Source organism: Streptococcus sp. 959 (genome assembly GCF_013277075.1).
Taxonomy (GTDB): domain Bacteria; phylum Bacillota; class Bacilli; order Lactobacillales; family Streptococcaceae; genus Streptococcus; species Streptococcus pseudopneumoniae_C.
The window spans coordinates 68,177-91,974 of sequence record NZ_VMMF01000009.1; the positions used below are offsets into that span (position 1 = coordinate 68,177).

Annotated in this window: 18 protein-coding genes; 2 read left to right on the forward strand and 16 right to left on the reverse strand. The window is 40.3% G+C overall.

The genetic code is table 11. The annotated features are described in order from the left end of the window. Positions 1-6 precede the first annotated feature (6 nt). The 3 genes from HT717_RS03045 to HT717_RS03055 all read right to left on the reverse strand — a co-directional run bounded on the left by HT717_RS03045 (position 7) and on the right by HT717_RS03055 (position 3,876). Positions 7-936, reverse strand: a complete 930-nt coding sequence (locus HT717_RS03045) for a peptidase U32 family protein (RefSeq protein WP_060805587.1) — start codon at positions 934-936, stop codon at positions 7-9. 575 nt (positions 937-1,511) lie between these two features. Further along, the gene (locus HT717_RS03050; protein ID WP_049539256.1) at positions 1,512-3,146 is read right to left on the reverse strand and encodes a hypothetical protein; all 1,635 of its coding nucleotides are present in this window, start codon (positions 3,144-3,146) and stop codon (positions 1,512-1,514) included. Then, positions 3,127-3,876, reverse strand: coding sequence for an ABC transporter ATP-binding protein (locus HT717_RS03055; RefSeq protein WP_049539254.1), 750 nt, complete (start codon positions 3,874-3,876; stop codon positions 3,127-3,129). Before HT717_RS03055 ends, HT717_RS03050 begins: the two co-directional genes overlap by 20 nt. 177 nt (positions 3,877-4,053) lie before the next feature. On the opposite strand from HT717_RS03055, the gene HT717_RS03060 reads away from it, so the two are divergent. Continuing rightward, positions 4,054-5,508, forward strand: coding sequence for an alpha-amylase (locus HT717_RS03060; protein ID WP_049539252.1), 1,455 nt, complete (start codon positions 4,054-4,056; stop codon positions 5,506-5,508). A 239-nt stretch (positions 5,509-5,747) separates the two neighbouring features. Here the strand turns inward: HT717_RS03060 and alaS are convergent, their stop codons facing one another. The 13 genes from alaS to budA form a co-directional block, all read right to left on the reverse strand. After that, positions 5,748-8,366 carry an alanine--tRNA ligase gene (gene alaS / locus HT717_RS03065; protein ID WP_049539718.1) on the reverse strand — a complete coding sequence of 873 codons (2,619 nt, stop codon included), beginning with the start codon at positions 8,364-8,366 and terminating at the stop codon, positions 5,748-5,750. Positions 8,367-8,387: 21 nt separating this feature from the next. Next, a complete protein-coding gene (locus HT717_RS03070; protein WP_049539720.1) occupies positions 8,388-8,873 on the reverse strand; it encodes an LURP-one-related/scramblase family protein in 486 nt (161 codons plus the stop codon). A gap of 328 nt (positions 8,874-9,201) precedes the next feature. Further along, on the reverse strand, positions 9,202-9,525 hold the full coding sequence (locus HT717_RS03075) for a hypothetical protein (protein WP_049539722.1): 324 nt from the start codon (positions 9,523-9,525) through the stop codon (positions 9,202-9,204). 71 nt (positions 9,526-9,596) lie between these two features. Further along, complete coding sequence (locus HT717_RS03080) at positions 9,597-10,751, reverse strand: GIY-YIG nuclease family protein (RefSeq protein WP_049539724.1); 1,155 nt, start codon at positions 10,749-10,751, stop codon at positions 9,597-9,599. Beyond that, positions 10,744-12,675: a DEAD/DEAH box helicase gene (locus HT717_RS03085; protein WP_049539726.1), complete on the reverse strand. Its 1,932-nt coding sequence runs from the start codon at positions 12,673-12,675 to the stop codon at positions 10,744-10,746. The genes HT717_RS03080 and HT717_RS03085 overlap by 8 nt, the downstream gene beginning before the upstream one ends. Then, positions 12,672-15,464, reverse strand: coding sequence for a class I SAM-dependent DNA methyltransferase (locus HT717_RS03090; RefSeq protein ID WP_173304356.1), 2,793 nt, complete (start codon positions 15,462-15,464; stop codon positions 12,672-12,674). The genes HT717_RS03085 and HT717_RS03090 overlap by 4 nt, the downstream gene beginning before the upstream one ends. A 266-nt stretch (positions 15,465-15,730) precedes the next feature. Continuing rightward, the gene (locus HT717_RS03095; protein ID WP_049539730.1) at positions 15,731-16,801 is read right to left on the reverse strand and encodes an ABC transporter substrate-binding protein; all 1,071 of its coding nucleotides are present in this window, start codon (positions 16,799-16,801) and stop codon (positions 15,731-15,733) included. Further along, positions 16,798-17,571, reverse strand: coding sequence for an ABC transporter permease subunit (locus HT717_RS03100; RefSeq protein ID WP_000712740.1), 774 nt, complete (start codon positions 17,569-17,571; stop codon positions 16,798-16,800). Before HT717_RS03100 ends, HT717_RS03095 begins: the two co-directional genes overlap by 4 nt. Next, a complete protein-coding gene (locus HT717_RS03105) occupies positions 17,568-18,374 on the reverse strand; it encodes an ABC transporter permease (protein WP_004258194.1) in 807 nt (268 codons plus the stop codon). The genes HT717_RS03100 and HT717_RS03105 overlap by 4 nt, the downstream gene beginning before the upstream one ends. Further along, the gene (locus HT717_RS03110; protein WP_000742895.1) at positions 18,355-19,512 is read right to left on the reverse strand and encodes an ABC transporter ATP-binding protein; all 1,158 of its coding nucleotides are present in this window, start codon (positions 19,510-19,512) and stop codon (positions 18,355-18,357) included. Before HT717_RS03110 ends, HT717_RS03105 begins: the two co-directional genes overlap by 20 nt. Positions 19,513-19,671: 159 nt before the next feature. After that, the gene (murB, locus tag HT717_RS03115) at positions 19,672-20,577 is read right to left on the reverse strand and encodes a UDP-N-acetylmuramate dehydrogenase (RefSeq protein WP_173304358.1); all 906 of its coding nucleotides are present in this window, start codon (positions 20,575-20,577) and stop codon (positions 19,672-19,674) included. A gap of 112 nt (positions 20,578-20,689) precedes the next feature. After that, positions 20,690-21,442, reverse strand: coding sequence for a YhfC family glutamic-type intramembrane protease (locus HT717_RS03120; protein ID WP_049539734.1), 753 nt, complete (start codon positions 21,440-21,442; stop codon positions 20,690-20,692). Between the two features lie 9 nt (positions 21,443-21,451). Beyond that, positions 21,452-22,183 carry an acetolactate decarboxylase gene (budA, locus tag HT717_RS03125; RefSeq protein ID WP_000360314.1) on the reverse strand — a complete coding sequence of 244 codons (732 nt, stop codon included), beginning with the start codon at positions 22,181-22,183 and terminating at the stop codon, positions 21,452-21,454. A gap of 338 nt (positions 22,184-22,521) precedes the next feature. On the opposite strand from budA, the gene HT717_RS03135 reads away from it, so the two are divergent. Next, a partial coding sequence (locus HT717_RS03135; RefSeq protein WP_173304360.1) for a PLP-dependent aminotransferase family protein occupies positions 22,522-23,798 on the forward strand: 1,277 nt, incomplete at its 3' end.

Consider the following 23,798-nt stretch of genomic DNA (forward strand, 5'->3'; position numbering starts at 1 on the left):
TTTACTTTATTTAACCATGTCAGGATCGTAGTCATAAAATCCTGTATCAAGGAAACGGTTTTTAGGGTGAAGTTTACGAACTTCTTCATCCAGCAAGAAGGCTTGGTCATGGCTAAAGTTGCCCTCTTGAATCAAGCTACGCGCTTGGATAAAGAGTTTTGCAATCTCAACAAAGTTTTGACCTGGTGTGTAGAGCCCTTCTAGTTTCCAGTGAGTGAAACCATGCTCTACCAATTCTGTCAATTTGGTCATCAAATCAAGATCATTGTTGGCAAAAATGTGGGTTCCATGATTGTCTTCAAAGATAGAGTAATGACTCTCAGGATCACTTGGCTCAGCCAAGAAAAGGTCACGCTTGCGAGTCTTTTCATCATCGATATGCGTAAAGTTATAGTAGTTTTGCAAGAGCGGACGTTTGGAATGGTGAATAACACTAGCACCATACACCAAAACTTCAGCAGGAATTTCCAAAATTTCTGGCATTTTGAAAAGTTCAGCTGATGGAATTTCACGCGCCAAAACAGCCTCAGATGCACCAGCCTTTTGTCCCCAGAAGTTAATCTGGCGACTGCTAGTTACCATAGTCGAAGCATCGTAGATGGTCTTAAAGGAATAACCATCGCGATTGACCACATAAAAGACACCTGCATCCCCAATCGTAATGTAGTCTGTATGGATTTCTTCCAAGAAATCGAGGAAAGGCTTGATACGGTCCATCATGTCTTGGTGCATAAGGGCATTGACTGCAACGATCAATTCCTTACCAGCATCATGAACCAGATTAGCGATTTCACGCAATTGGTCATGACTAAAGGTTGTTGGCAGACGAAGGCCAAAATCTTTCTCACCGACATAGATACGGTCTACGCCAGCTTCGAGCAGTTGTTTAACTTGTTCAATACTTTCAGCAGTTGCTGTAATGATAATCTTTTCCATAAGAAAAATTATACCACATTTCTGGAAAATCAGCCAAGACTTATCAGAGTTTTACAAATAGGAATTATTTCAGGCTAATTTCTCAAAGTGACTTCCACTTGACTTACCAAAGTGGGAATTAGTCTAATACTCTTCAAACCACGTCAGCTTTATCTGCAACCTCAAAGCGGTGCTTTGAGCAACCTGAGGCTAGCTTCCTAGTTTGCTCTTTGTTTCTCATTGAGTATAAAACGGATTTTTATAAGAATAACTAGATGAAAGGCAAACCCAAAAGCATGAGAGAGCTCGCCAGTAACAATTTACTTTGTACACTATCCATAAATAGCAAACATCTCAAGCTCCATTAACCTTCAAAACATCATAGATAAAATCTAGTCCAAAATTTAAGCAATTGATGCTATAGGATTTATACATTGTTATAAATTTCTAGTCGTTTTTTTGTTATGATAACAAAAATGACCTAGAAAAACGAGTATCTCCATCTACGGAAATACTCGTTTTTTGATAGTTAGAAGTGGTTTTTTGCTCAGCTTCATTTCTTTTTATAAAATTTATCAAGCAGGCGACCAACTAGCTCATCTTTTTTCTATTTCTGCCAATATGCGTGACAGGTAGTAATGATAGCCAAAAATAGCAAGACCAAGCAAGAGGATAGGAGCTCCTACTCCCAAGCTGATGGCAAGGACAGGGAAGAGAGACTTAACTAAGAACAAGCTACCAATGACTAAAATCATTAATATAACACTATAAACCAAGATCAAAACAATTGCTACTATACGATTTGAACGGTTCACCAAGTCCGTAATGCTACTCCAATTGGTTGACAGATTTTTTACGTCCTTAAAGTAATGGTGGCAAGAAAGGATGATACTAGCAAGGATCCATGCCACAAGAAGGTAAATCATCGAAAGGATGGGCAATCCTAGATATAGAGAAAGGCCAAGTAAAGTCAGAACTGGTAAAAAGGACTGGACAGCAAATATAATCCAAAATTTCACTTTCACATAACGAGCAAAGTCAAAGGGTAAACTCTTAAGAAAATCAACATTTTCCCTCTCCAAGGAAAAGGCAATTGAAGGCAGGCTGGTAATATTGTTATTGACAACTGCTATAAAGAGAGCTATAAAAAACAAGGGTAACCAGTATGTAGGATGAATATCTGGAACTATCTGAGAATCTCGGATTTTGGAAATCAGACCAATCATCATGAGATAAGGAAGGAAAGCACTTGTAAAAAGCACTGTAATCACGCCAGTTCCCTGTCCCAAGAGGGTGAGGTGGTAGCGTAAAACCATACGGAAAAAGCCCTTTTTAGTAGTTGAAATCCTCTCCTTACTGCGACGTTCTTTCTTGACCTTCTCCTCACTGTTAAGCAGAATCACGTCATAAAAATGAGGAAAAACCTTCTTTTTGGTCAGGTAAAGCAAGAAAACAGTTAAAGCTATCCAAGCGAGCAGACCCAGGATGGCTTCTGTTGAAAAAGGCTCCACTGCTATTTTGTAAAAGAGATGAAGAGGATAAAGGAGAAATGGAATGTCTCTAACTTTGTCAACAATACTTCCAAAAGTCGACTGTAGAAAGAGGACAAATATTAAAGGTATGAGAACTCCTATCCCAATCATCACATTCGAAAAAATAGACTGATACTTTCTGAAGACCGTAGTCTGAGCCAAGAAATGTACTGCCACTACCATCACTAAAGTAACAGAGACAAATAATAGGGCCAAGGACAGCAGCATCAAAGGCAAGCCCAGCCACAGAGAAGGAGCTAGCCTAATATAGAGGACTAGAAAATAAGCTAGGATTGGTACAATTCCAGTTAGAGCTGGCAAAAGGACAGACAGTCCTTTTGCAATTATAATCTCTGATTCTTTAAAGGCATAGGGCCTATACGATGCCAAGTCCTTACTCTCATAAAAGACATTGTAAAATGCAGTGAAAGAAGTTGAAAAGGCAAGCACCAGTAAAATAGCAACCATGCTACTAAAAAAACTTGGTATTTCCTCAAAAGGAAAACGAAAGGCTATATTTATAAACATGAAAAGCATCAAGAGACTGGAAAAAATGTAAGAACTTAGGACTCTAGCGGAAACATTTACTTTTTTTCCAGGATTTTTAGCTTGCTTCTTTCGTAGGTTAGCCAGATTAGCTTCTTGAGATGAATAGAGGATATTGATATCAACTAATTTTTTAATGACCTTGAGACGCATCTGAAACCTCCTCTTTTCTACCAGCAAGGCTAAGGTAGATACTTTCCAAAGACTGATCTGGATGGTCTTTCCTCAAGTCCTCCACGCTACCACAATAAATCAAATGCCCCTTTTTCAAAATAGCAATCCGATCACAAACTTGCTCGGCTACCTCTAAGACATGGGTTGAAAACAAGACTGTCTTGCCTTTTTGTGCATGTTCCTTCATCATCTGTTTCAAATCAAAAGCAGCCTGGGGATCCAAACCAGTCAAGGGTTCGTCCAAGACCCAAATATCAGGATCAGACAAGAGTGCTCCGATGACAAAGACTTTCTGACGCATTCCGTGAGAAAGGGTTTCAATGACCTGATAGCGATTTTCAGCAAAATCAAAAACGTTCAATAGCCTAGCTAAACTAGCTTCCAAGTCAGAGCTGCTCAAATCATAGGATGAAGCAAGCAATTCCCAAAATTCATTGGCCGTTAAGCGTAAAAATAAGTCAGGCGAGTCTGCTACATAACCAATCTTTCGTTTAATAGCCAAGCGATTTTCCGATAAATCCTGACCATCTACTAAAATACGACCACTGCTGGGAGAAATGATACTGACTAAAGATTTTATAGTGGTCGATTTTCCAGCCCCATTATGGCCAATCAAGCCCATAATCTCCCCATTTTCAATCTGCAAATTGAGATTGCTCAAGGCCTCTTTATCACCATACAACTTACTAACATTTTGAAATTCAATCATGAGAAATCTCCTCTCTTTATCTATGTAATTCACTATTATTATAGCGCTTTCATTTTAAAAATCAACATTTTATATAAAATAGTCAAAAACTTATTATTCAGTATTACGCAAACGTTTGCGTCAAGAAATAGTTTATGATAGAATAAAGAACAAGACTGACAAGTAAGAGGAAACATCATGCAAAATCAAACACTCATGCAATACTTTGAATGGTATCTGCCCCACGACGGTCAACATTGGACGCGTCTGGCTGAAGATGCTCAACACCTAGCTGATCTGGGAATTAGTCACGTCTGGATGCCACCAGCCTTCAAGGCCACAAACGAAAAAGATGTAGGCTATGGGGTCTATGACCTATTTGACCTTGGTGAGTTTAACCAAAAAGGAACTGTCCGCACCAAGTATGGTTTTAAAGAAGACTATCTTCAAGCCATTCAAGCCCTAAAAGCACAAGGAATTCAACCTATGGCCGATGTGGTGCTCAATCACAAAGCTGCTGCTGATCACATGGAAGCCTTTCAGGTTATTGAAGTGGATCCTGTAGACCGTACAGTGGAACTTGGAGAACCCTTCACCATCAATGGTTGGACTAGTTTTACCTTCGATGGTCGCCAAGATACCTACAATGACTTCCACTGGCACTGGTACCACTTCACCGGTACAGACTATGATGCCAAACGCCGTAAATCTGGGATTTATCTCATTCAAGGAGACAACAAGGGCTGGGCCAACGAGGAATTGGTCGATAACGAAAACGGTAACTACGACTACCTCATGTATGCCGACCTAGACTTTAAGCATCCTGAAGTTATCAAAAACATCTATGACTGGGCTGACTGGTTCATGGAAACGACTGGTATTGCTGGTTTCCGCTTGGATGCCGTCAAACACATTGACTCTTTCTTTATGCGCAATTTTATCCGCGATATGAAGGAAAAATACGGTGACGATTTCTATGTTTTTGGTGAATTTTGGAATCCCGATAAGGAAGCCAATCTAGACTATCTTGAAAAAACGGAAGAACGCTTTGACCTTGTCGATGTTCGTCTCCACCAGAATCTCTTTGATGCTAGCCGAGCTGGTTCCAACTACGACCTTCGTGGCATTTTCACAGATAGCTTGGTTGAACTCAAGCCCGACAAGGCTGTAACCTTTGTCGACAACCATGATACCCAACGAGGACAAGCCCTTGAGTCGACTGTTAAAGAATGGTTCAAACCAGCAGCCTATGCCCTTATTCTATTACGCCAAAATGGACTGCCATGTATCTTTTACGGAGACTACTATGGGATTTCAGGGCAGTATGCTCAACAAGATTTCAAAGAAGTCCTTGACCGCCTCCTAGCCATCCGAAAAGATTTGGCCTATGGAGAACAAACAGACTACTTTGACCATGCTAACTGTATCGGTTGGGTACGTTCAGGTGCTGAAAATCAAGCCCCAATCGCAGTCTTGATTTCAAATGACCAAGAAAACAGCAAGTCAATGTTTATCGGCCAAGAATGGACTAACCAAACCTTTGTGGACTTGCTTGGCAACCACCACGGTCAAGTTACAATTAATGAAGAAGGTTATGGACAATTCCCAGTCTCAGCTGCTTCGGTAAGTGTCTGGGCAGCCAATACAATCTAATACTCAATGATTATCAAGCCAGATCCCATCGGATTTGGCTTTTTAAGTATGAAAAAGACCTACCCAAATGGATAGATCTTTATACTCAATGAAAATCAAAGAGCAAACTAGGAAGCTAGCCGCAGGTTGCTCAAAGCACTGCTTTGAGGTTGTAGATAAGACTGACGAAGTCAGTCTCATATAAAATCCAAGGTGAAGCTGACGAGGTTTGAATTTGATTTTCGAAGAGTATTGCTTGATTACAATTTATCTGCTACCGCATCCAACAATTCTTGGATTTTAGCTTGGTTGCTTCCTCCTGCCATGGCCATGTCTGGTTTACCACCACCACGTCCATCGACGATTGGTGCTAATTCTTTGACAAGGTTTCCTGCATGAAGGTCTTTTGTCTTGCTTGCTACAAGAACATTGACTTTGTCACCGATAGCAGCAACTAGGACAAGAAGATCAGAGTAGTCTTTTTGTTTCCAGTTATCCGCAAAAGTACGAAGGGCACCAGCGTCAGATACAGATACTTGGCTAGCAATGTAACGGTGACCATTGACTTCCTTAACGTCCTTGAAGATATCGCCTGCGGCTGCAGCTGCGGCCTTTTCTTTCAACTCAGCATTTTCTTTTTGAAGTTGACGAAGTTGTTCTTGAAGTCCTTCTACCTTGTGAGGTACTTCCTTAACTTGAGGTGCTTTCAAGGTTGCTGCGACTGCTTTAAGAGCATCTTCTTGTTCACGATAGGCTTCAAAGGCTTCCTTACCAGTCACTGCCAAGATACGGCGAGTTCCTGATCCAATCCCTTCTTCTTTGACAATCTTGAAGAGACCAATTTCAGAAGTGTTGCCAACGTGGGTACCACCACAAAGTTCGATAGAGTAGTCACCGATAGTAACAACACGGACTTCCTTACCGTATTTCTCACCAAAGAGGGCCATAGCTCCCATCTCTTTAGCAGTGTCAATATCCGTTTCAACTGTCTTCACTTCAAGAGCTTCCCAGATTTTTTCGTTAACTTGCTGCTCAATGGCACGCAATTCTTCAGCAGTTACAGCTTGGAAGTGAGTAAAGTCAAAGCGAAGGAATTCGACTTCGTTAAGAGAACCTGCTTGTGTTGCGTGGTTTCCAAGGATATTGTGAAGAGCAGCGTGAAGCAAGTGAGTCGCAGTGTGGTTTTTCATGACACGGTGACGACGATTGCTATCAATTGCCAAGGTATATTCTTGGTTCAAGGCAAGTGGTGCAAGGACTTCAACAGTATGAAGGGCTTGTCCATTTGGAGCTTTTTGAACATTTGTCACAGTAGCCACAACCTTACCTGACTCATCCAAGATTTGTCCGTGGTCAGCTACCTGTCCACCCATTTCAGCGTAGAATGGCGTTTCCGCAAAGATAAGTGAGGCAGTTCCTTCTGACACAGCTTCTACTTCTGCATTGTCAGCCACGATTGCCACCAATTTCGAAGACAATTGGCTAGCATTGTAGTTGAAGACACTTTCTACAGTGATGTTTTGAAGGGTTTCATTTTGCATCCCCATTGAGCCACCTTTGACAGCTGAGGCACGCGCACGCTCTTGCTGTTCTTTCATGGCTGCTTCAAATCCTTCACGGTCAACAGTCATACCAGCTTCTTCAGCGATTTCTTCAGTCAATTCAACTGGGAATCCATAAGTGTCATAAAGTTTGAAGACATCTGAACCAGCAATGACAGATTGGCCTTTTTCTTTCAAGTCTGCTACGATGCCTTGGGCAAAGTGTTGACCTGAGTGAAGGGTACGGGCAAATGATTCTTCTTCGCTCTTAACGATTTTTTCGATAAAGTCACGTTTTTCAAGCACTTCTGGGTAGTAGCTTTCCATGATTTTTCCAACAGTTGGAACCAGTTTGTAAAGGAAAGGCTCGTTGATACCCAATTTTTGACCATGCATAGAAGCACGACGGAGAAGACGACGAAGGACATAACCACGACCTTCATTTCCTGGAAGGGCACCATCACCGATGGCAAATGAAAGTGAACGGATGTGGTCAGCGATGACCTTAAAGCTCATGTTGTCGCCATCTTGGTCATAGACCTTACCAGACAATTTCTCCACTTCACGAATGATCGGCATGAAGAGGTCCGTTTCAAAGTTGGTCTTAGCCCCTTGGATAACGGCCACCAAACGCTCCAAACCAGCGCCCGTATCAATGTTCTTGTGTGGCAATTCCTTGTATTCACTACGAGGAACAGCAGGATCTGCGTTAAATTGTGATAACACGATGTTCCAGATTTCGATATAACGGTCGTTTTCAATATCTTCTGCAAGTAAACGAAGACCGATATTTTCTGGATCAAAAGCTTCTCCACGGTCAAAGAAAATCTCTGTATCGGGTCCAGAAGGCCCAGCACCGATTTCCCAGAAGTTGTCCTCGATTGGAATCAAGTGACTTGGATCCACTCCCACTTCAATCCAGCGGTTGTATGAATCTTTATCGTCTGGATAGTAGGTCATGTAAAGTTTTTCAGCAGGGAAGTCAAACCACTCAGGGCTTGTCAAAAGCTCATAAGCCCAAGTGATAGCTTCGTCACGGAAGTAATCTCCGATAGAGAAGTTCCCCAACATTTCAAACATGGTATGGTGACGCGCAGTCTTCCCTACGTTTTCAATATCGTTGGTACGGATAGCCTTTTGGGCATTGGTAATACGTGGATTTTCAGGGATAATAGTTCCGTCAAAGTATTTCTTAAGGGTTGCTACCCCAGAGTTGATCCACAAAAGAGTTGGGTCATTTACAGGAACCAAACTTACTGATGGTTCTACTGAGTGACCTTTGGTCGCCCAGAAATCAAGCCACATTTGGCGTACTTGTGCACTAGATAGTTGTTTCATATTGTCTCCTTATTTACTTGTTTAATGTGATTGGCTTTCCAGCATTTCCACATAGTCAATCGCGACACAGAGGGAAATGACTAGGTCTGCATAAGCGTCCTCCTGAACCGTTACGCTATAGGTAGAGGTCAAATGGAAGAGTTCCTTCTTAATTTCCGCAATCAGCTGATCGCGATCATCCAGCAATTTGAAATTTAAATCCCAGATATTGCCCTCGACACGAAGACCCAGATTATCAAACTCATACTTATCTCGCCAGAAGGTCAACTTCTTGCGAATGACAAAACTCGAGCCATCCCGAAGCTGAATCTCAAAACGAGGAAGCAAGGTCAAGATTTCTTTACTGATCTGACTGACTTGTTCACCAGTCGCATCATAGATGGTAAAAGTTTTGGGAATCTTAAAAAATGATCCCTCTACCTGATAGGCGATTTCTCCCCTGTCATCCTTGATAGCGAAGCGTTCGCCTCCAAGACGAAACTTTTGTTTGACAAGAAATGTTTTCATCAACACCTCCAAAAATCAAAAGACAAGCTCATATCACGAAGGGCGAAAAACCGCGGTACCACCTTCATTCAATGAACTTGTCATTCTCTTATTCTTATGCAATTGTATGATTGAGTAGCATGACTTCCTAGCTTAGATGGCTCGCAGCACCGCCATTTCTCTGGACTAAGATGATTGAAAATCAATTCTCAACTTTCTTATTATATCGTTTTTTTAAGTCTGCGTCAACTGGAAATGATTCAAGCCAATAGTAGTGAATTAAGAGAGAAGATATTTTGAAAATTCACCTACTAGTTTTGAAATGTAAGTAGTAATATTTAATTTATTTCTAATACATTTCCCCTACTCTATACTCAACCCATTCCTTTTCCTTCACTGGGTAAATCTTAGCAACTTTTGTTTCCTCATCATATACCACAACAAAGTGCCCTTTACTATTCCAAAACTTACCTAAAATAGTACCATCATGTAAATCAGTACGTAACTTGCCCTCTTGACTTACTGCGCTTTCTGTTTGTACTGTTTTAGTCTCTTCCTTGCTATCAATACCAACAGTAACAAACCTTGACCCTATAATGATAAATAGACAAAACAATACAGCCCCAATCCCTACAAATTTAAACAAGTTCAAATCGCCATTATCTCTTTTCATGTTATCTTTTTATCTCTCTTTCTCTTTTGTGTTCTCTAAATATTAAATAATCTTATAAATAGTGTACTTCTTTATCTAAATCTAATTTCAAAGCCAATTTTTTCAATAACTTCTTGGATTTCATCTAGCGATGCTAAAAACCATTCTTTAGGAACAAAACTCTCTCCATTTGGCGCTATTAATTCTATGTCTAACTGCTTGTCTACAAAATAATGATGAAGAGTCGTTTCTAATTTTCGAGCGCTGAAATTCTGAACCTCAAAACTAGCTACTAAACGGACAGGAGCATAAAGATAGGTTCCTTCTCTTTCTGCATTTGCTAACCGTTTTGCAATTTGATCCTCTGTAAAACCGATTTTATAGAGATTACTGATATTGGCAATTTGAGGATTGCTACTCAAGGATTTCACTACATAGATATATCCAGTTGTAATTCGTTGGCTTTGATTGATACCAGTCATCACATCTTCTATTAATTCAGTTACCATGCGTCCATGACGCGTTCTATCGTGTAAATTTGAGACAAAAGAACGAAGTAAGGCCTTCTCATTTTCTGTACCATTTTCATATACGAGATGAAGTTCAGCATTTGTATAGCCATTCTTGTCAGTGAAGTCTTCTCCTTTAGAAACAACATAAACCATTACTCCATTATCCACATAGAACATACCAGGTTTAATTTCTTTTTCTTTTATCACATCAGACTTTCTGACTTGACGACGACCTTCACTAATTTCATCATGAACACGAGTAAATAATCCTTGGTAATCTTCAAAATTGCCCATCCGTTTACGTGTTCGTGTTTTATCACGCGCTTGAATCGTTCGTTTATAACGTGAAACATCAAATAAAGATTTTTCAGCACTATTCACTGACTCAAACAATTCATCTGATAAAATTTCTTCTAAACTAGTAGGACTTGAAATAGGAGTATCAGACTCAACTACATCTATTTTTAGTAGCCCAAATTCATCATAAGGTTCTAATTTTCGGATACTATCAGGAGATTTTCTAATACCGTTCAATCGTGAATACAAACTACGTTCTTTAATATCTCTGGACTTTTGCGGTTCATGCCCATTATTTTCTCTCATCCAGTCAACAATTTCTATAAATTTCTCAACTTCTCGGTCAGCAACTGTTTTTTTCTTAGATTTTAAAGGTGATACTAAATTTTCAAAATCAGAATCATTAAAAATATCCTCTAAATTTTTAAAATCAGTCATTATCGTTCTCCATCTTCAGCTTCATCTGAGACAATTGTAACAAAGCATAAGCCAGTCTCTGTTCGTACTTATCGTTACTTGATTTATCTGGATGACGACCATTTTCTTTCAAAAATTGCTTAATTTGAGGATAAAGAATCAAAAGTTCTTCTTCAGAAAACTCCATCTTCTGACCATCCATATAATCTTGTATTAGACGCAAAGTCGGAGCATCAATTTCACGTGATATAACTTCGTAAGCTCTCTGAAAAGGATTGATCTGATCAATCAAATCAATAGATAAGTCATCAATATTCACAAATTTATCTGCCATTTTTAAGAAATCTGTTTGCCCTACTCCCTCTTTCCGTTCAGCTGATTGTACAACCGATTGACTAATAAACTGTTGGCGAACTTCTTCAACTTCAGCACCACTTAAGTCAGGATAGATTTGTTTAATGATAGCTGGAATCATCTGCTTATTAATGATTTCTGCATCTGTTCCTGCAGCAATCGCAGTTTGGATACGCGGTTCTTGCAAGATACTAGCACGTAAGTCGTTCATGTCATTTTCTATGATATCTTTTGTTCTTTGGGTGCTCGGCTCTTTTAATCCTTTTACAAACAGTTCGGCACCAGAAGATTTCTGGTCATCCCGGTCTTTGCGTTTGAACTTGAAATTTGGCGCTAAAACAGACTCCATCAATAGACTTGCTGTAATAGCCTTCATAACATTATTTACAGCAAAGAAAACTTCATCATCTTGAGCATCTGGTTGGGAAATGAGATTGGTAAATTGAGCGTGTAACTTATTGGAACTATCGCGTGTTACTCGACCTATAATCTGAACAATTTCTGTTAGCGACTGACGATAGCCAATCGTTAAAGCATACTCAGCATAAGGCCAGTCAAAACCTTCTTTAGCCATACCAAGTGCGATAATGATATCGAGATCATCTAAACTGGTCATCTTATTTAGGTAACCCTGCACTTTTTCACGCCCTTCTTCTGTGACAAGGTCGGCAACCTTCAATACACGACCTGTTTCCTCAGTAACCAACCATAATCCAGTCTTAGGGTCTGGAACGGCTTGCCCCAATTCGTCTAAAATTCGGTCAACTTCATCATACTTATCCTTGGTTGACTCACCTGAGTTTACATTGGGAATATGAATAATGGTTTTCTTGCTTGTGTCCAATACTTCGTGCAAAGCATCCGTGTAACGACCACGATAAAAGTTATAACCCATGGCAAAACTTTTCAGATATTGGTATCCCTCCAACTGTTCATAATAAGTATAGGATACCTTATCAAATTTTTGCTCATCTTCAGGCGCCAAAATAGGTACAGAATCTCCACGGAAGTAGGATCCTGTCATAGCTACTACATGGGCTGTTGAATTGGCTAATATGTTTCTCAAGGCATTTCCTAAAACTGAATTATCGTCTTGAGATACATGATGAAATTCATCGATAGCTAAAAGAACATCATTAAAATCACTATCAGCCAGCTGTTCAAATGCAAAACGCAAGGTGGCATGCGTACAGATTAAAACTCTATCATCAGGCGACTCTGAATGCATAAAGTCTACAAACTGTTTTACCTTACTTTTGCTGGTTCCTTGTTCAGTCAAATTATTTTTTGGAAGCACTTCCCAATCCCAGTAAAAACCATATTCAGTCAATTTAGTTGAACGAAACGATTTTCCGATAGACCTTTCTGGAACAGATATAATAGCTTTTTTCAGGCCTTGAGCATGTAGTTTATCAAGAGCAATAAACATCAGAGCTCTCGACTTACCAGAGGCAGGAGGAGCCTTAATCAGTAAGTGTTGAGAAGTTCTCTTAGCATATACTCGCTCCTGCATTTCACGCATTCCAAGTGCATTATTTGATTGACTAGCACCTGTACCATTGTAATTAATTTCAAATATATTTGAGGTCATTTCGCTTCCTTTTCTGTCATTTCTTTATACAGGTTCAATAAGACACTGAGCCTTTCCTCATCTGATTCAAAAGGCTTTTGCTGATAGGCACGTTCTACGATACCATCAATTTTTTCATGTGCTTGACGAAGACGGTCATTCATTGGTTTATTGGCACCACCGTACAACTCAACCAATGTTCCACCTTCTTCTTCTCGAACATCCAGCATTTCAAAAACAGCTTCTTCAAGCATATTTTTTCGAGCATCTGAAAGTTCTGGAATTGGGAATGTATTATAGACTAGTCCAGCTGAATAACTATATCGAGTTTCTAATTTTCCACCGACCGCTTGAAACCATTTTATGTGCATTTTAGAAACAAGACATCCAAGTAACCAAATTGGAGTATCATACACAATATAGCAACGATTTGAAATAATTGTATCGTCTCCCACAAATCCCATTGGTATATAATCTCTATCTTCTGAAGTAACAGCAGGAACTAACAGTTGAAACTTCCCTTCTATTTTCCCCTTAGAAAACATATCGTCCCATTCACCTCGTTGTACAAATTTCCATGGCGTAGACGCAGTTTCTCTTGTTCCAGCAGCCTTAGAATTCAGGCGTTCTTGTCTTACATTTTCAAATAATTGATGGAATTCCTGGATCTTATTTAATTTAGTATATTCATCTTGATCAATCCAAATAGTATATCTAAAATTTCCATTGATATACTCATCTGCTCCAATATACTTTTTAAAATATACTTCAGTTTCAGGATATCTTTGAACTAATTTATTTTTATCATCATTTGTCAATATTAGATATTTACTTCTTGGCATATTCCCAAAAACTATTTTTGGAAAATTATTTAACTTATCTGAATCATTGTGATTAGATACAATAATATCATCTGCAAAAGTTAGGTAGGGATTTATATTCTTTCCATAACTTTCTCCCTTATCACTATATATAATTCTTTTCTTATCATTTTTATTTGAAAATCCAATAATCGTAACTGTAACCCCTGCATTATGGGCCGCGCTATTATTCCATTTAAAAGATTGATACGCAAAGGAAATTTGGCCATATCGTAGAAGGACATTCCACAAAATTGAAACTTGTTCACCTTGATTTATTGAATTTGTTGTTACAAAAGCATATTGAGCATTTTTACCATAAATAAGGTGAGTTGCCTTATAAAACCATCCCGAAATATAATCTAATTTTTTAGAAGAAATTTCTGAACAAATCACATTTTCTAGTTCCTTCTTTTGTTCCAGAGTCATTTTTTTAGAGCCTATATACGGCGGATTCCCAAATATATAAACTTCGTCATCTTCCTTAGCATTCAAAACAGTTTCCCAGTCAATTCTTAGGGCATTCCCACAAACGATATTCCCAGCTTCTCTTAAGGGGAGTAGCCTTGGATGGACATCAGCAAGTGCTTCTTCCATCTCCACATTCATCTGGTGTTCTGCTATATACAAGGATAGCCTTGCTACTTCATGAGCGAAATCATCTAATTCAATTCCTGAAAACTGGGATAGAGAAATCTTAGATGCATCAGCAATCAATGCTCCTTGATAAACGGCTTTTTCATTCAAAGAATCACGAATTTCACGCTGTTTGACTAAGATATTAATCTCTAAACGACGAAGTTCTTTATAGGTAATGATGAGGAAATTTCCAGAACCACAGGCAGGGTCTAAAAACTTGATGGAGGCCATACGAGTGAGTAACTCTTCTAACTTAGGTAAGATTTGTCGTAATTCCTTGCGACGATGTTCCTCTCTAAAATCACCACCTCCTATATAGTAATCAGCTCGTTCTTCTAATTCCGTAAATGCTGCTCGTAAATTATCTAAAAATAGTGGTTTGATGACCTTCATAATATTAGGCACGCTAGTATAGTGCATACCCGATGTTGATCTTGCTTCTGCATTTGCCACAGTTTGAATCATTGATCCCAAAATATCTGGATTGATTTCATTCCAGTTTAACAATTCCCCTGCTTCAATGAGTAATTGACGAGTTCTTTTATTGAAAATAAGGTCATGATGTGGCTCTGAAAAAAGCTTACCATTTACATAGGGAAAATCTGATAACCACGACTCCAAATCCTGACGACTAAGTTCAGGCATATCTAAAACTGTAAATAGTTTTCTAACACACTCATTCAAGTCAGAACCATCTTCAGATGTCCTCAGCTTAATAACATTTGTGAAAGCTCCCTTGGAGATGATATTTGTATCTTCTGCAAATAGTAGAAAAAGAACACGAATCAAAAATAGATTAAATGATTTACCATCAATTTCAGTGATTGCTAGTTCAGGATTGATAGAAATTAGTTCGTCATAAAGTTTGGTGAAACGCTCTGCCGCTTTTACATCAGCAGGATTTTCCTTATCATAATCAATCTTTTCAATACCATTCCAAGGTAAGAAGAAATCACAATGGGCTGGTAAATCATTAAAAGAAATTGCTAGAGTCAGTCCTGTCTGTGTATCCTTTGCATATAATTCTTGAAAATCTGTTGTAATAATAAATCGAGATTTACGTACCTGACCATCCAACTCTTTATCAATCTCAGTCAGAGCAAGTAATGGCTGATTTTCAACTTTACGAAAATACAATCTGTTTTTTATTATAAAATCATCAGATGCCACTTTACTTGCTCTTGTTATGGTCGTTTTAGTAATGTCAAACAATGAAACAAAATCAATAATGAATGTCGATTTATTAATATTCTCTACTAAAACCTTGGTTCTATCCTCAATCTCAGTGATATTTAATAACTTTTTAGCCATTAGATACCTCCAAGAAACGCAAAAAGCCTACTGGATTTTCAGTAGGTTTCAATCTATATTTTTTGCATTTTTTTATTAGGTTATATATATATATATATATATATGCATTTGCGTAATCTGACTCATTTTGAACTCCTTTGGAATTAAATTTTCAGAGATGCTATAAACAATACTAATAACTCTCACCCTAAAACTATTATACCATGATTTCTATTTTTTCTAAAAAACGAACCAGCTTGACTGATTCGTTTCGTAACTGCTAACTTCTACTTCCGATACATTTTAAACTGTAGGAAGAGATCGCTATATTTGCCTGTCCATTTATGGTCAAATTTTTCATAAACTTCTAAGTGTTTCATGGTTTCAGCATCTGGATAGAAGGCTTTATCTTCTTTTTTCTCCTCTGGGAGTAATTCCTTAGATGGTAGGTTTGGTGTTGAATAGCCGACATACTCTGCATTTTTGAGAGCATTTTCGGGTTTCAACATAAAGTTGATAAAGGCATAGGCTGCATCTTGGTTTTTGACTGTTTTGGGAATGACCATATTGTCAAACCAAAGGTTGCTGGCCTCAGTCGGTACCACATAGCGTAGATTTTCATTTTTCTCTAGCATTTGGCTGGCTTCACCAGAGAAGGTCACACCGATAGCAGCATTGTTCTGAATCATGTAGCCCTTCATCTCATCCGCCACAATAGCCTTGATATTTGGAGTCAATTTGTAGAGCTTATCAACTGTCTCTTCCAACTGCTGGGTATCCTTGGAGTTGAGGCTGTAGCCCAGAGAGTTGAGACCTAAACCCAATACCTCACGCGCCCCATCAAAAAGCATGATAGAGTTCTTATACTCTGGCTTCCAGAGATCATCCCAATGCTCAGGTGCTTCCTCTACCATGGTTTCATTGTAGACAATTCCCAAGGTTCCCCAGAAGTAAGGAATAGAGTATTTATTTCCTGGGTCAAAGGACTGGTTGAGGAACTCTGGCCCGATATTTTCAAGACCTTCAAGTTTTGAATAGTCAAGCGGTACCAAGAGGTCTTCGTCCTTCATCTTGTTAATCATGTATTCACTAGGAATGGCGATATCGTAGGTCGTTCCCCCTTGCTTGATCTTGGTATACATGGCTTCGTTGGAGTCAAAGGTCTCGTACTGGACTTGGATTCCTGTTTCTTCTGTAAACTTAGTCAAGAGTTCAGGATCGATATAGTCTCCCCAGTTGTAGATAACCAGTTTTTGACTATCTCGGCTATTGATTTTACTATCGAGATGAGTCGCAATTCCCCACAAGACCAGGATAATGGCTACGATTCCTGCTAAAAATGAATAGAGTTTTTTCATGCTTGCTCCTCCTTCTCACGTGAGATAAAGTAATATCCAACAACTAGGATAATACTAAAGAGAAAGACAAGGGCAGACAGAGCATTGATTTCTAGCGAAATCCCCTTACGAGCACGAGAGTAAATCTCGACTGACAGGGTTGAAAAGCCATTTCCCGTTACAAAGAAGGTCACAGCAAAGTCATCTAGCGAATAGGTGAAGGCCATGAAATAACCTGCAATGATAGACGGAGTCAGGTAAGGAAGCATGATTTCCTTGAACATCTGAAATTGACTGGCACCAAGGTCATAGGCCGCATGAATCATGTCACCGTTCATTTCCTTGAGTCGAGGCAAAACCATCAAGACCACGATAGGAATCGAGAAGGCCACGTGACTAGATAGAACAGTCAAAAAGCCAAGTGAAAACTTGAGTTGGGTAAAGAGAATCAAGAAGCTGGCACCAATCATAACATCAGGCGCAACCATGAGGATATTATTGAGTGAAAGAAAGGCTTCTTGGTATTTCTTACGAGACTGGTAAATGTAAATAGCTCCAAAAGTCCCGATAATGGTCGCAATCAAGGCTGACAAGAAGGCCAAGAAAAAGGTCTGGGTCACAATCAACATGAGACGACCATCGCCAAACATAGTTTTAAAATGGCTGAGGCTAAAGCCTGTAAAGCTATTCATGTCGTTGCCTGCGTTAAAGGCATAGCCAATCAGGTAAAAGATCGGCAGGTAGAGGACAAGAAAGACCAGTCCCAGATAAAGGTTGGCAAATTTTTTCATCGTTCTCTCCTTTCCTTGGTCACCCACATGGTGATGAACATGGTCAGGATGAGAATCACACCGATGGTTGAACCCATACCGTAGTTATCATTGGTCAGGAAATTCTGTTCAATGGCTGTCCCCAAGGTGATAACGCGATTCCCACCAATCAAACGGGTCAGCATGAAGAGACTCAAGCTAGGAATAAAGACAGACTGAACTCCACTTCTCACACCGTTCATCGATAGAGGAAAGATAACATGTCGGAAGGTCTCCCACTTGGTCGCACCGAGGTCATAGCTGGCATTGATGAGATTGTTATCCATATCGTCCAAGACATTGAAAATCGGCAAAATCATAAAGGGAAGCTCGATGTAGCTTGCGACAAAGATAAAGGAGAAATCGGTAAAGAGCAACTGTTGCGAACCGATTCCGATAAATTCAAGGAATTGGTTAATAGAGCCATTTTGACCAAAAATCCCAATAAAGGCATAGGCTTTAAGGAGCAAATTGATCCAGGTTGGCAGGATAATCAGCATGAGCCAAAGTTGACGGTGCTTGAGACGGGTCAAAAAGAGGGCTGTTGGATAGCTGATAAGCAAGGTTACAAAGGTCACAATTCCTGCATAAAGCACGGAGTTAAAGCTCATTTTGAGGTAGGTCAAGTTTTGTGACGCAAAGTAAGATTTATAGTTTTCTATGCTAAACTGGCCTTCGATATTGAAAAAGGATTGACCGAAAATCAAGACCAAGGGTGCCAAGACAAAGAGGGCAATCCAAAGCATGTAGGGCACTACAAAGAGTTTAGAGCTTGTTTTCTTCATCTCTTTCCTCCTCGATTGCATTGATCAGACCTGCTTCTTGCTCTTCGATTTCCACGTATTCTTCGATACGAGCATCGAACTCTTCTTCGGTTTCATTGAGACGCATGATGTGGATGTCTTCTGGTTCAAAGTCCAGACCGATTTCCTCACCCACGATGGCCTTACGAGTTGAGTGGATCATCCATTCATTTCCAAGTTCGTCATAGGCGATAATTTCATAGTGGACTCCACGGAAGAGCTGGGTGTCGACCTTAACTTGGAGCTTGCCTTCTTCAGGAAGGGTAATACGCAAGTCCTCTGGACGAATCACGACCTCAACAGGTTCATTTGGCTTCATCCCCCCATCGACCGCTTCGAAGCGTTTGCCGTTAAACTCAACCAAGTAGTCCTCAATCATGGTTCCTGGCAAGATATTTGACTCACCGATAAAGGTCGCAACAAAGTGATTGATCGGCTCATCGTAGATATCCACAGGTGTTCCAGACTGGACAATCTCACCATCATTCATAACAAAAATCCAGTCACTCATGGCCAGCGCTTCTTCCTGATCGTGAGTGACAAAGACAAAGGTAATGCCCAATCGTTGTTGTAGTTCACGCAGTTCGTACTGCATATCTGTTCGTAATTTTAAGTCAAGCGCTGACAGAGGCTCGTCCAACAAAACCACACGAGGTTGGTTGATGATGGCACGGGCAATAGCCACACGCTGGCGTTGTCCTCCAGATAGTTTACGAATGGAACGTTTTTCGTAACCTTCCAACTGAACCATCTTGAGAACTTCCGCTACGCGTTTCTCGATTTCTTTCTTATCAATCTTGCGCAAGCGGAGCGGAAAAGCAACATTTTCAAACACATTCATATGTGGAAACAAGGCATAGGATTGGAAGACCGTATGGACGTCACGCTTGTTGGTTGGGATGTCATTGATACGGACACCGTCCAGCAAAATATCTCCTGTCGTCGCATCTAGCAAACCTGCAATGATGTTTAGGATAGTTGATTTCCCTGAACCAGATGCGCCTAGAAGGGTATAGAATTTCCCTTCTTCCAACTCAAAGTTGATATCTTTGAGAACCTTGGTGTTGCTGTCTTCAAAAACTTTAGAGACGTTTTTGAATTCAATAATTGGTTTTTTCAATTGTCATTTATTCCTTCTTTTTCATAGATTAACAGATCAAGGCTCTGTCAGGCCGCTACTAGCTCGTGTAGGAGATTGAACTGCCTACATTTTTCTGCACTGACGATAGGCTTTCACCCCCTTTCCATGACATAGCAGCAGCTTTTTAGCCAAAGCTTCCTACTTGCTTTCACCTAAAATACGGACTTCTCTCTCAAGAGTAACGCCAGAGTGTTCCTTGACTTTTTCGATCACAGACTCAATCAAGTCTTCGTAGTCTTTAGCCGTTCCGTCAGCAACTTTGATCATAAATCCTGCGTGTTTTTCTGACACTTCTACGCCACCGATACGATAGCCTTTCAAGCCAGCTTCTGAAATTAATTGACCTGCAAAATGACCAACAGGACGCTTAAAGACCGAACCACAAGATGGGTATTCTAGAGGTTGTTTGAGTTCACGTAGGTGCGTCAAGCGGTCCATTTCTTGCTTGATAACCTGATGGGCTCCTGGAGCTAGGGCAAATTTAGCTGACAAGACAACTGCACCAGACTCTTGAATAGCTGAATGGCGGTACCCAAAAGCCAAATCCTTGACAGACAGGGTCTCAATTTCTCCATCCTTGGTCAAGACCTTACAAGACTGCAAGATGTGGGCAATCTCGCCACCATAGGCACCTGCATTCATAAAGACAGCACCACCGACACTTCCAGGAATACCACAAGCAAACTCAAAACCAGTCAAACTATGACGAAGGGCAATGCGTGTCGTTTCAATCAAGTTAGCACCAGCTTCAGCTTCGATGGTATAGCCATCAACGGAAACATTATTGAGCTTGTCACACAAGATGACAAATCCACGAATCCCACCATCACGAACGATGATGTTGCTAGCATTTCCAAGAACCATCCAAGGGATATCTTCTTGATTGGCAAATTTGACAACGCGAGCCAACTCAAAATGATTTCGTGGAAAGACCAGATAATCAGCCTCTCCACCTACTTTTGTATAACTATAGCTCTGCAAGGGTTCTTTAAAACGGATATCAATCCCTTCTAAGATTTCAAGCATTTTTTCTTTTACTGACATGACACTCTTCCTTTTACAAAATTCATTCCATTATACCATTTTTAAGACCATTTGACGACCCTAAAAAATCTTGAGCTTATTTTAAACAAAAAAAGAGGTTTCCCCCTTTTTCTTATGATTTTTTGCAAAAGACTGCCTTTGTTCCATAGGCAAGCAGAACAAGTTCAAGTGCTAGAACCACTTCAACCAAGACTGGATTGGTCAACCAGCCAACTTGGGCAAGAGATGGTGCCAGATCAAAAAAGGCATGTATGCCATAGGCCGCTAGGAGATAAATCCAGTTCTTCTGGCGAACAGCTTGGTAAACCCAAACAGTCAAGAGTAATTGGAAACCTAGCGCCAAGATTCTCTCAAAACCAAGCAAATAAATCTGCCAGACTGATAGCGACTGAATAGTTTTCAACATATTTTCAGACAGCAATTGCATAACCTGTGGATTTTGCGTTTGAACTGCTGAGAGAACGATGTAGAGATTAATCAAACTAGTAAGACCTAGGAAAATCAACTCCAAGCCACCATGCCCCAATCCATAAGCCAAGGCATCTGCCTTTTCCAAACTTCTCTTTTTCTCCAACCATTTGAAGAAAATAAGACGAGCAGTTTCCTCAAAAAATGCTGCCATGACTAGGCCATAGATGATATAGAGAAGTGGATGATCCTGCAAGAGGGTAATACTACCGTCTTTTTGAGGATGCAAAACTAAGATATGCACCAGTTTTTCTAAAATCTGTGAAGAGACAAAGAAAGCAACAGCCCCCAAGCCCAAGACAGCTAGATTAATCTGGTATTTCTTTTTGGCATACCAAATGCTCCCAAACAGAAAAGCTAGCAACAGCACCATGGTAATGATAATATGAATGGTCATTTTCTTCTCCTATTCCGCCTTTTCAATATCTTTTTTCATCTCGTCAACATTGAACTTAGCAAACAAGTATTGACGGTCTTGGACTGGGAAACGTTGGTCCAACTGGTCAACTGCTCCTACCTCGATAATGCCTTCCTTGATGACAAAGTCCATGACATGTCCACCGAAAGTCAAATCATCTGAGATGAAGTGCAGATGGTAGCCCGCCACACTGACCCCATGGAAAATCTCTGGCGTCCAGAAACCAACGATGGTTCCCGCCACGTTATCACGACTATATTCAGGTTGATGAGTTGCGACCTCAGCAAACTTGGTATCTGGTGTCGACTTGGGAATCATGCGCACATGCATATGTGAAAATTCGCCACGAATCTTAATTGAGCGGAAAAGATTTTCCCCATCATAATATGACTCGATTCGTTCTTCCAATTCCTTGTCTGTCATCTCAAAGCGCTGACGGAAAATGACCTCTGCCTGATGCGGTACTACTGCTGCATAAGGAATAAGGGCATCTGGTGATACTTCCACAATTTCTGGTTGCTCTCCTGATCCCTTAGCTTGATATGCCTTGCCATCCAAGACAATCAATTCTCCATCAATGGAATCCAAGGTTCCTAAACCAAGATCACCATGCTCCAACAATTCTCCTACTGTCATGGTACCACCATAAAGGCCTGCCATCAAAGCTCCAAGGGTATTGTATTGAAATAATTTCACTGGTTCCTGCACGTTCTTATCCATTCTCTTTCTTATCTGTTATACTCAATGAAAATCGAAGAGCAAACTAGTAAGCGAGCCGCAGATTGCTCAAAGCACTGCTTTGAGGTTGTAGATAAGACTGACGAAGTCAGCTCAAAACACTGTTTTGAGGTTGTGGATAGAACTGACGAAGTCAGTAACCATATCTACGGCAAGGCGAAGCTGACGTGGTTTGAAGAGATTTTCGAAGAGTATTATTCTATAAATCTTACTCCTAAGTATACCACATTTGCCCCTAGATGTGAACGAGAGAAATACCCTAGACATTGCCAAGAAGGAAAAAAAAGGGTACAATGTAACAAAATCAAGGGAGGTTTGGAATGAAGAAACAAAGCAAGTACCAAGAGGTCGTTTCCTATCTGAAAAATGGCATCGAGTCTGGACGCTTTCCGACGGGAAGTCGCCTGCCTTCTATACGTCAACTGAGCCTTGACTTCCACTGTAGCAAGGACACCATACAACGAGCCCTGCTGGAATTACGGCACGAACAATACCTCTATGCCAAGCCTCAGAGTGGTTACTATGTCCTAGAACAAGGGCAACACCAGGATCTAGAAATCGAAGTCACTGACGAACATGCCAGTGCCTATGACGATTTCCGACTCTGTATCAATGAAACCTTGATTGGCCGGGAAAACTACCTCTTCAACTACTATGACAACCAAGAAGGTCTTGAAGAGCTCAGACAATCTGTTCATAAACTCCTCTTTGACCAAGCCCTCTACTGCAAGGCAGACCAACTGGTATTGACTTCTGGAACCCAACAAGCCTTGTTTATCCTCTCTCAAATATCCTTTCCTAGCCAAGCCAAGGAAATCTTGGTGGAACAACCGACCTATCATCGGATGAATCGACTCTTGATTGCTCAAGGATTAGACTATCAAACGATTGAACGAGGCATTGATGGGATTGACTTGGAGGAGCTGGAAGGTCACTTCAAAACAGGAAAAATTAAGTTTTTCTACACCATTCCTCGTTTTCACTATCCTCTGGGGCATTCCTATTCTGAGCAGGACAAACGGGCTATTCTTGACTTAGCTGCCAAGTATGGTGTCTATATCGTAGAGGACGACTATTTGGGGGATTTGGACTCCAAGAAGGGCCAGACCTTCCACTATCTAGATACAGAGGAGCGCGTCATTTATATCAAGTCCTTCTCAACCAGCCTCTTTCCAGCCCTGCGGATTACGGCACTCATTCTGCCAAATGCTATCAAAGAAGCCTTTGTGGCCTACAAAAATATCCTAGACTACGACAGCAACCTCATCATGCAAAAGGCCTTATCACTCTATATTGACAGTCAATTATTTGAGAAAAATCGTCTGGCTCGCTTGTCCAATCAGGAAACTTACCAAAAACAAATCGAGGAAATCTTAACTAAAACACCTTGTCCCCTTCCTCACTTTCCGCTTCATGATGGTTTATTGCTAGACCTCAGACAGTATCCTAAAATCGCCAGCCTAAAACACAGTCAGCTGAAATTGGACTTCTTTGAGGAGGCTTACTTGGATGCCTGCCCTTATCAATTTACCAAGGTATCCTTAGAAAATCTGGAAAAGGTTTTAAACTATTTAAAAGGGCTCTATAATATTTGTAG

Coding starts and splice junctions, on each gene's coding strand:
- HT717_RS03045 (WP_060805587.1), bottom strand. CDS start 936: ATGGAAAAGATTATCATTACAGCAACTGCTGAAAGTATTGAACAAGTT.
- HT717_RS03050 (WP_049539256.1), bottom strand. CDS start 3,146: ATGCGTCTCAAGGTCATTAAAAAATTAGTTGATATCAATATCCTCTAT.
- HT717_RS03055 (WP_049539254.1), bottom strand. CDS start 3,876: ATGATTGAATTTCAAAATGTTAGTAAGTTGTATGGTGATAAAGAGGCC.
- HT717_RS03060 (WP_049539252.1), top strand. CDS start 4,054: ATGCAAAATCAAACACTCATGCAATACTTTGAATGGTATCTGCCCCAC.
- alaS (WP_049539718.1), bottom strand. CDS start 8,366: ATGAAACAACTATCTAGTGCACAAGTACGCCAAATGTGGCTTGATTTC.
- HT717_RS03070 (WP_049539720.1), bottom strand. CDS start 8,873: ATGAAAACATTTCTTGTCAAACAAAAGTTTCGTCTTGGAGGCGAACGC.
- HT717_RS03075 (WP_049539722.1), bottom strand. CDS start 9,525: ATGAAAAGAGATAATGGCGATTTGAACTTGTTTAAATTTGTAGGGATT.
- HT717_RS03080 (WP_049539724.1), bottom strand. CDS start 10,751: ATGACTGATTTTAAAAATTTAGAGGATATTTTTAATGATTCTGATTTT.
- HT717_RS03085 (WP_049539726.1), bottom strand. CDS start 12,675: ATGACCTCAAATATATTTGAAATTAATTACAATGGTACAGGTGCTAGT.
- HT717_RS03090 (WP_173304356.1), bottom strand. CDS start 15,464: ATGGCTAAAAAGTTATTAAATATCACTGAGATTGAGGATAGAACCAAG.
- HT717_RS03095 (WP_049539730.1), bottom strand. CDS start 16,801: ATGAAAAAACTCTATTCATTTTTAGCAGGAATCGTAGCCATTATCCTG.
- HT717_RS03100 (WP_000712740.1), bottom strand. CDS start 17,571: ATGAAAAAATTTGCCAACCTTTATCTGGGACTGGTCTTTCTTGTCCTC.
- HT717_RS03105 (WP_004258194.1), bottom strand. CDS start 18,374: ATGAAGAAAACAAGCTCTAAACTCTTTGTAGTGCCCTACATGCTTTGG.
- murB (WP_173304358.1), bottom strand. CDS start 20,577: ATGTCAGTAAAAGAAAAAATGCTTGAAATCTTAGAAGGGATTGATATC.
- HT717_RS03120 (WP_049539734.1), bottom strand. CDS start 21,442: ATGACCATTCATATTATCATTACCATGGTGCTGTTGCTAGCTTTTCTG.
- budA (WP_000360314.1), bottom strand. CDS start 22,183: ATGGATAAGAACGTGCAGGAACCAGTGAAATTATTTCAATACAATACC.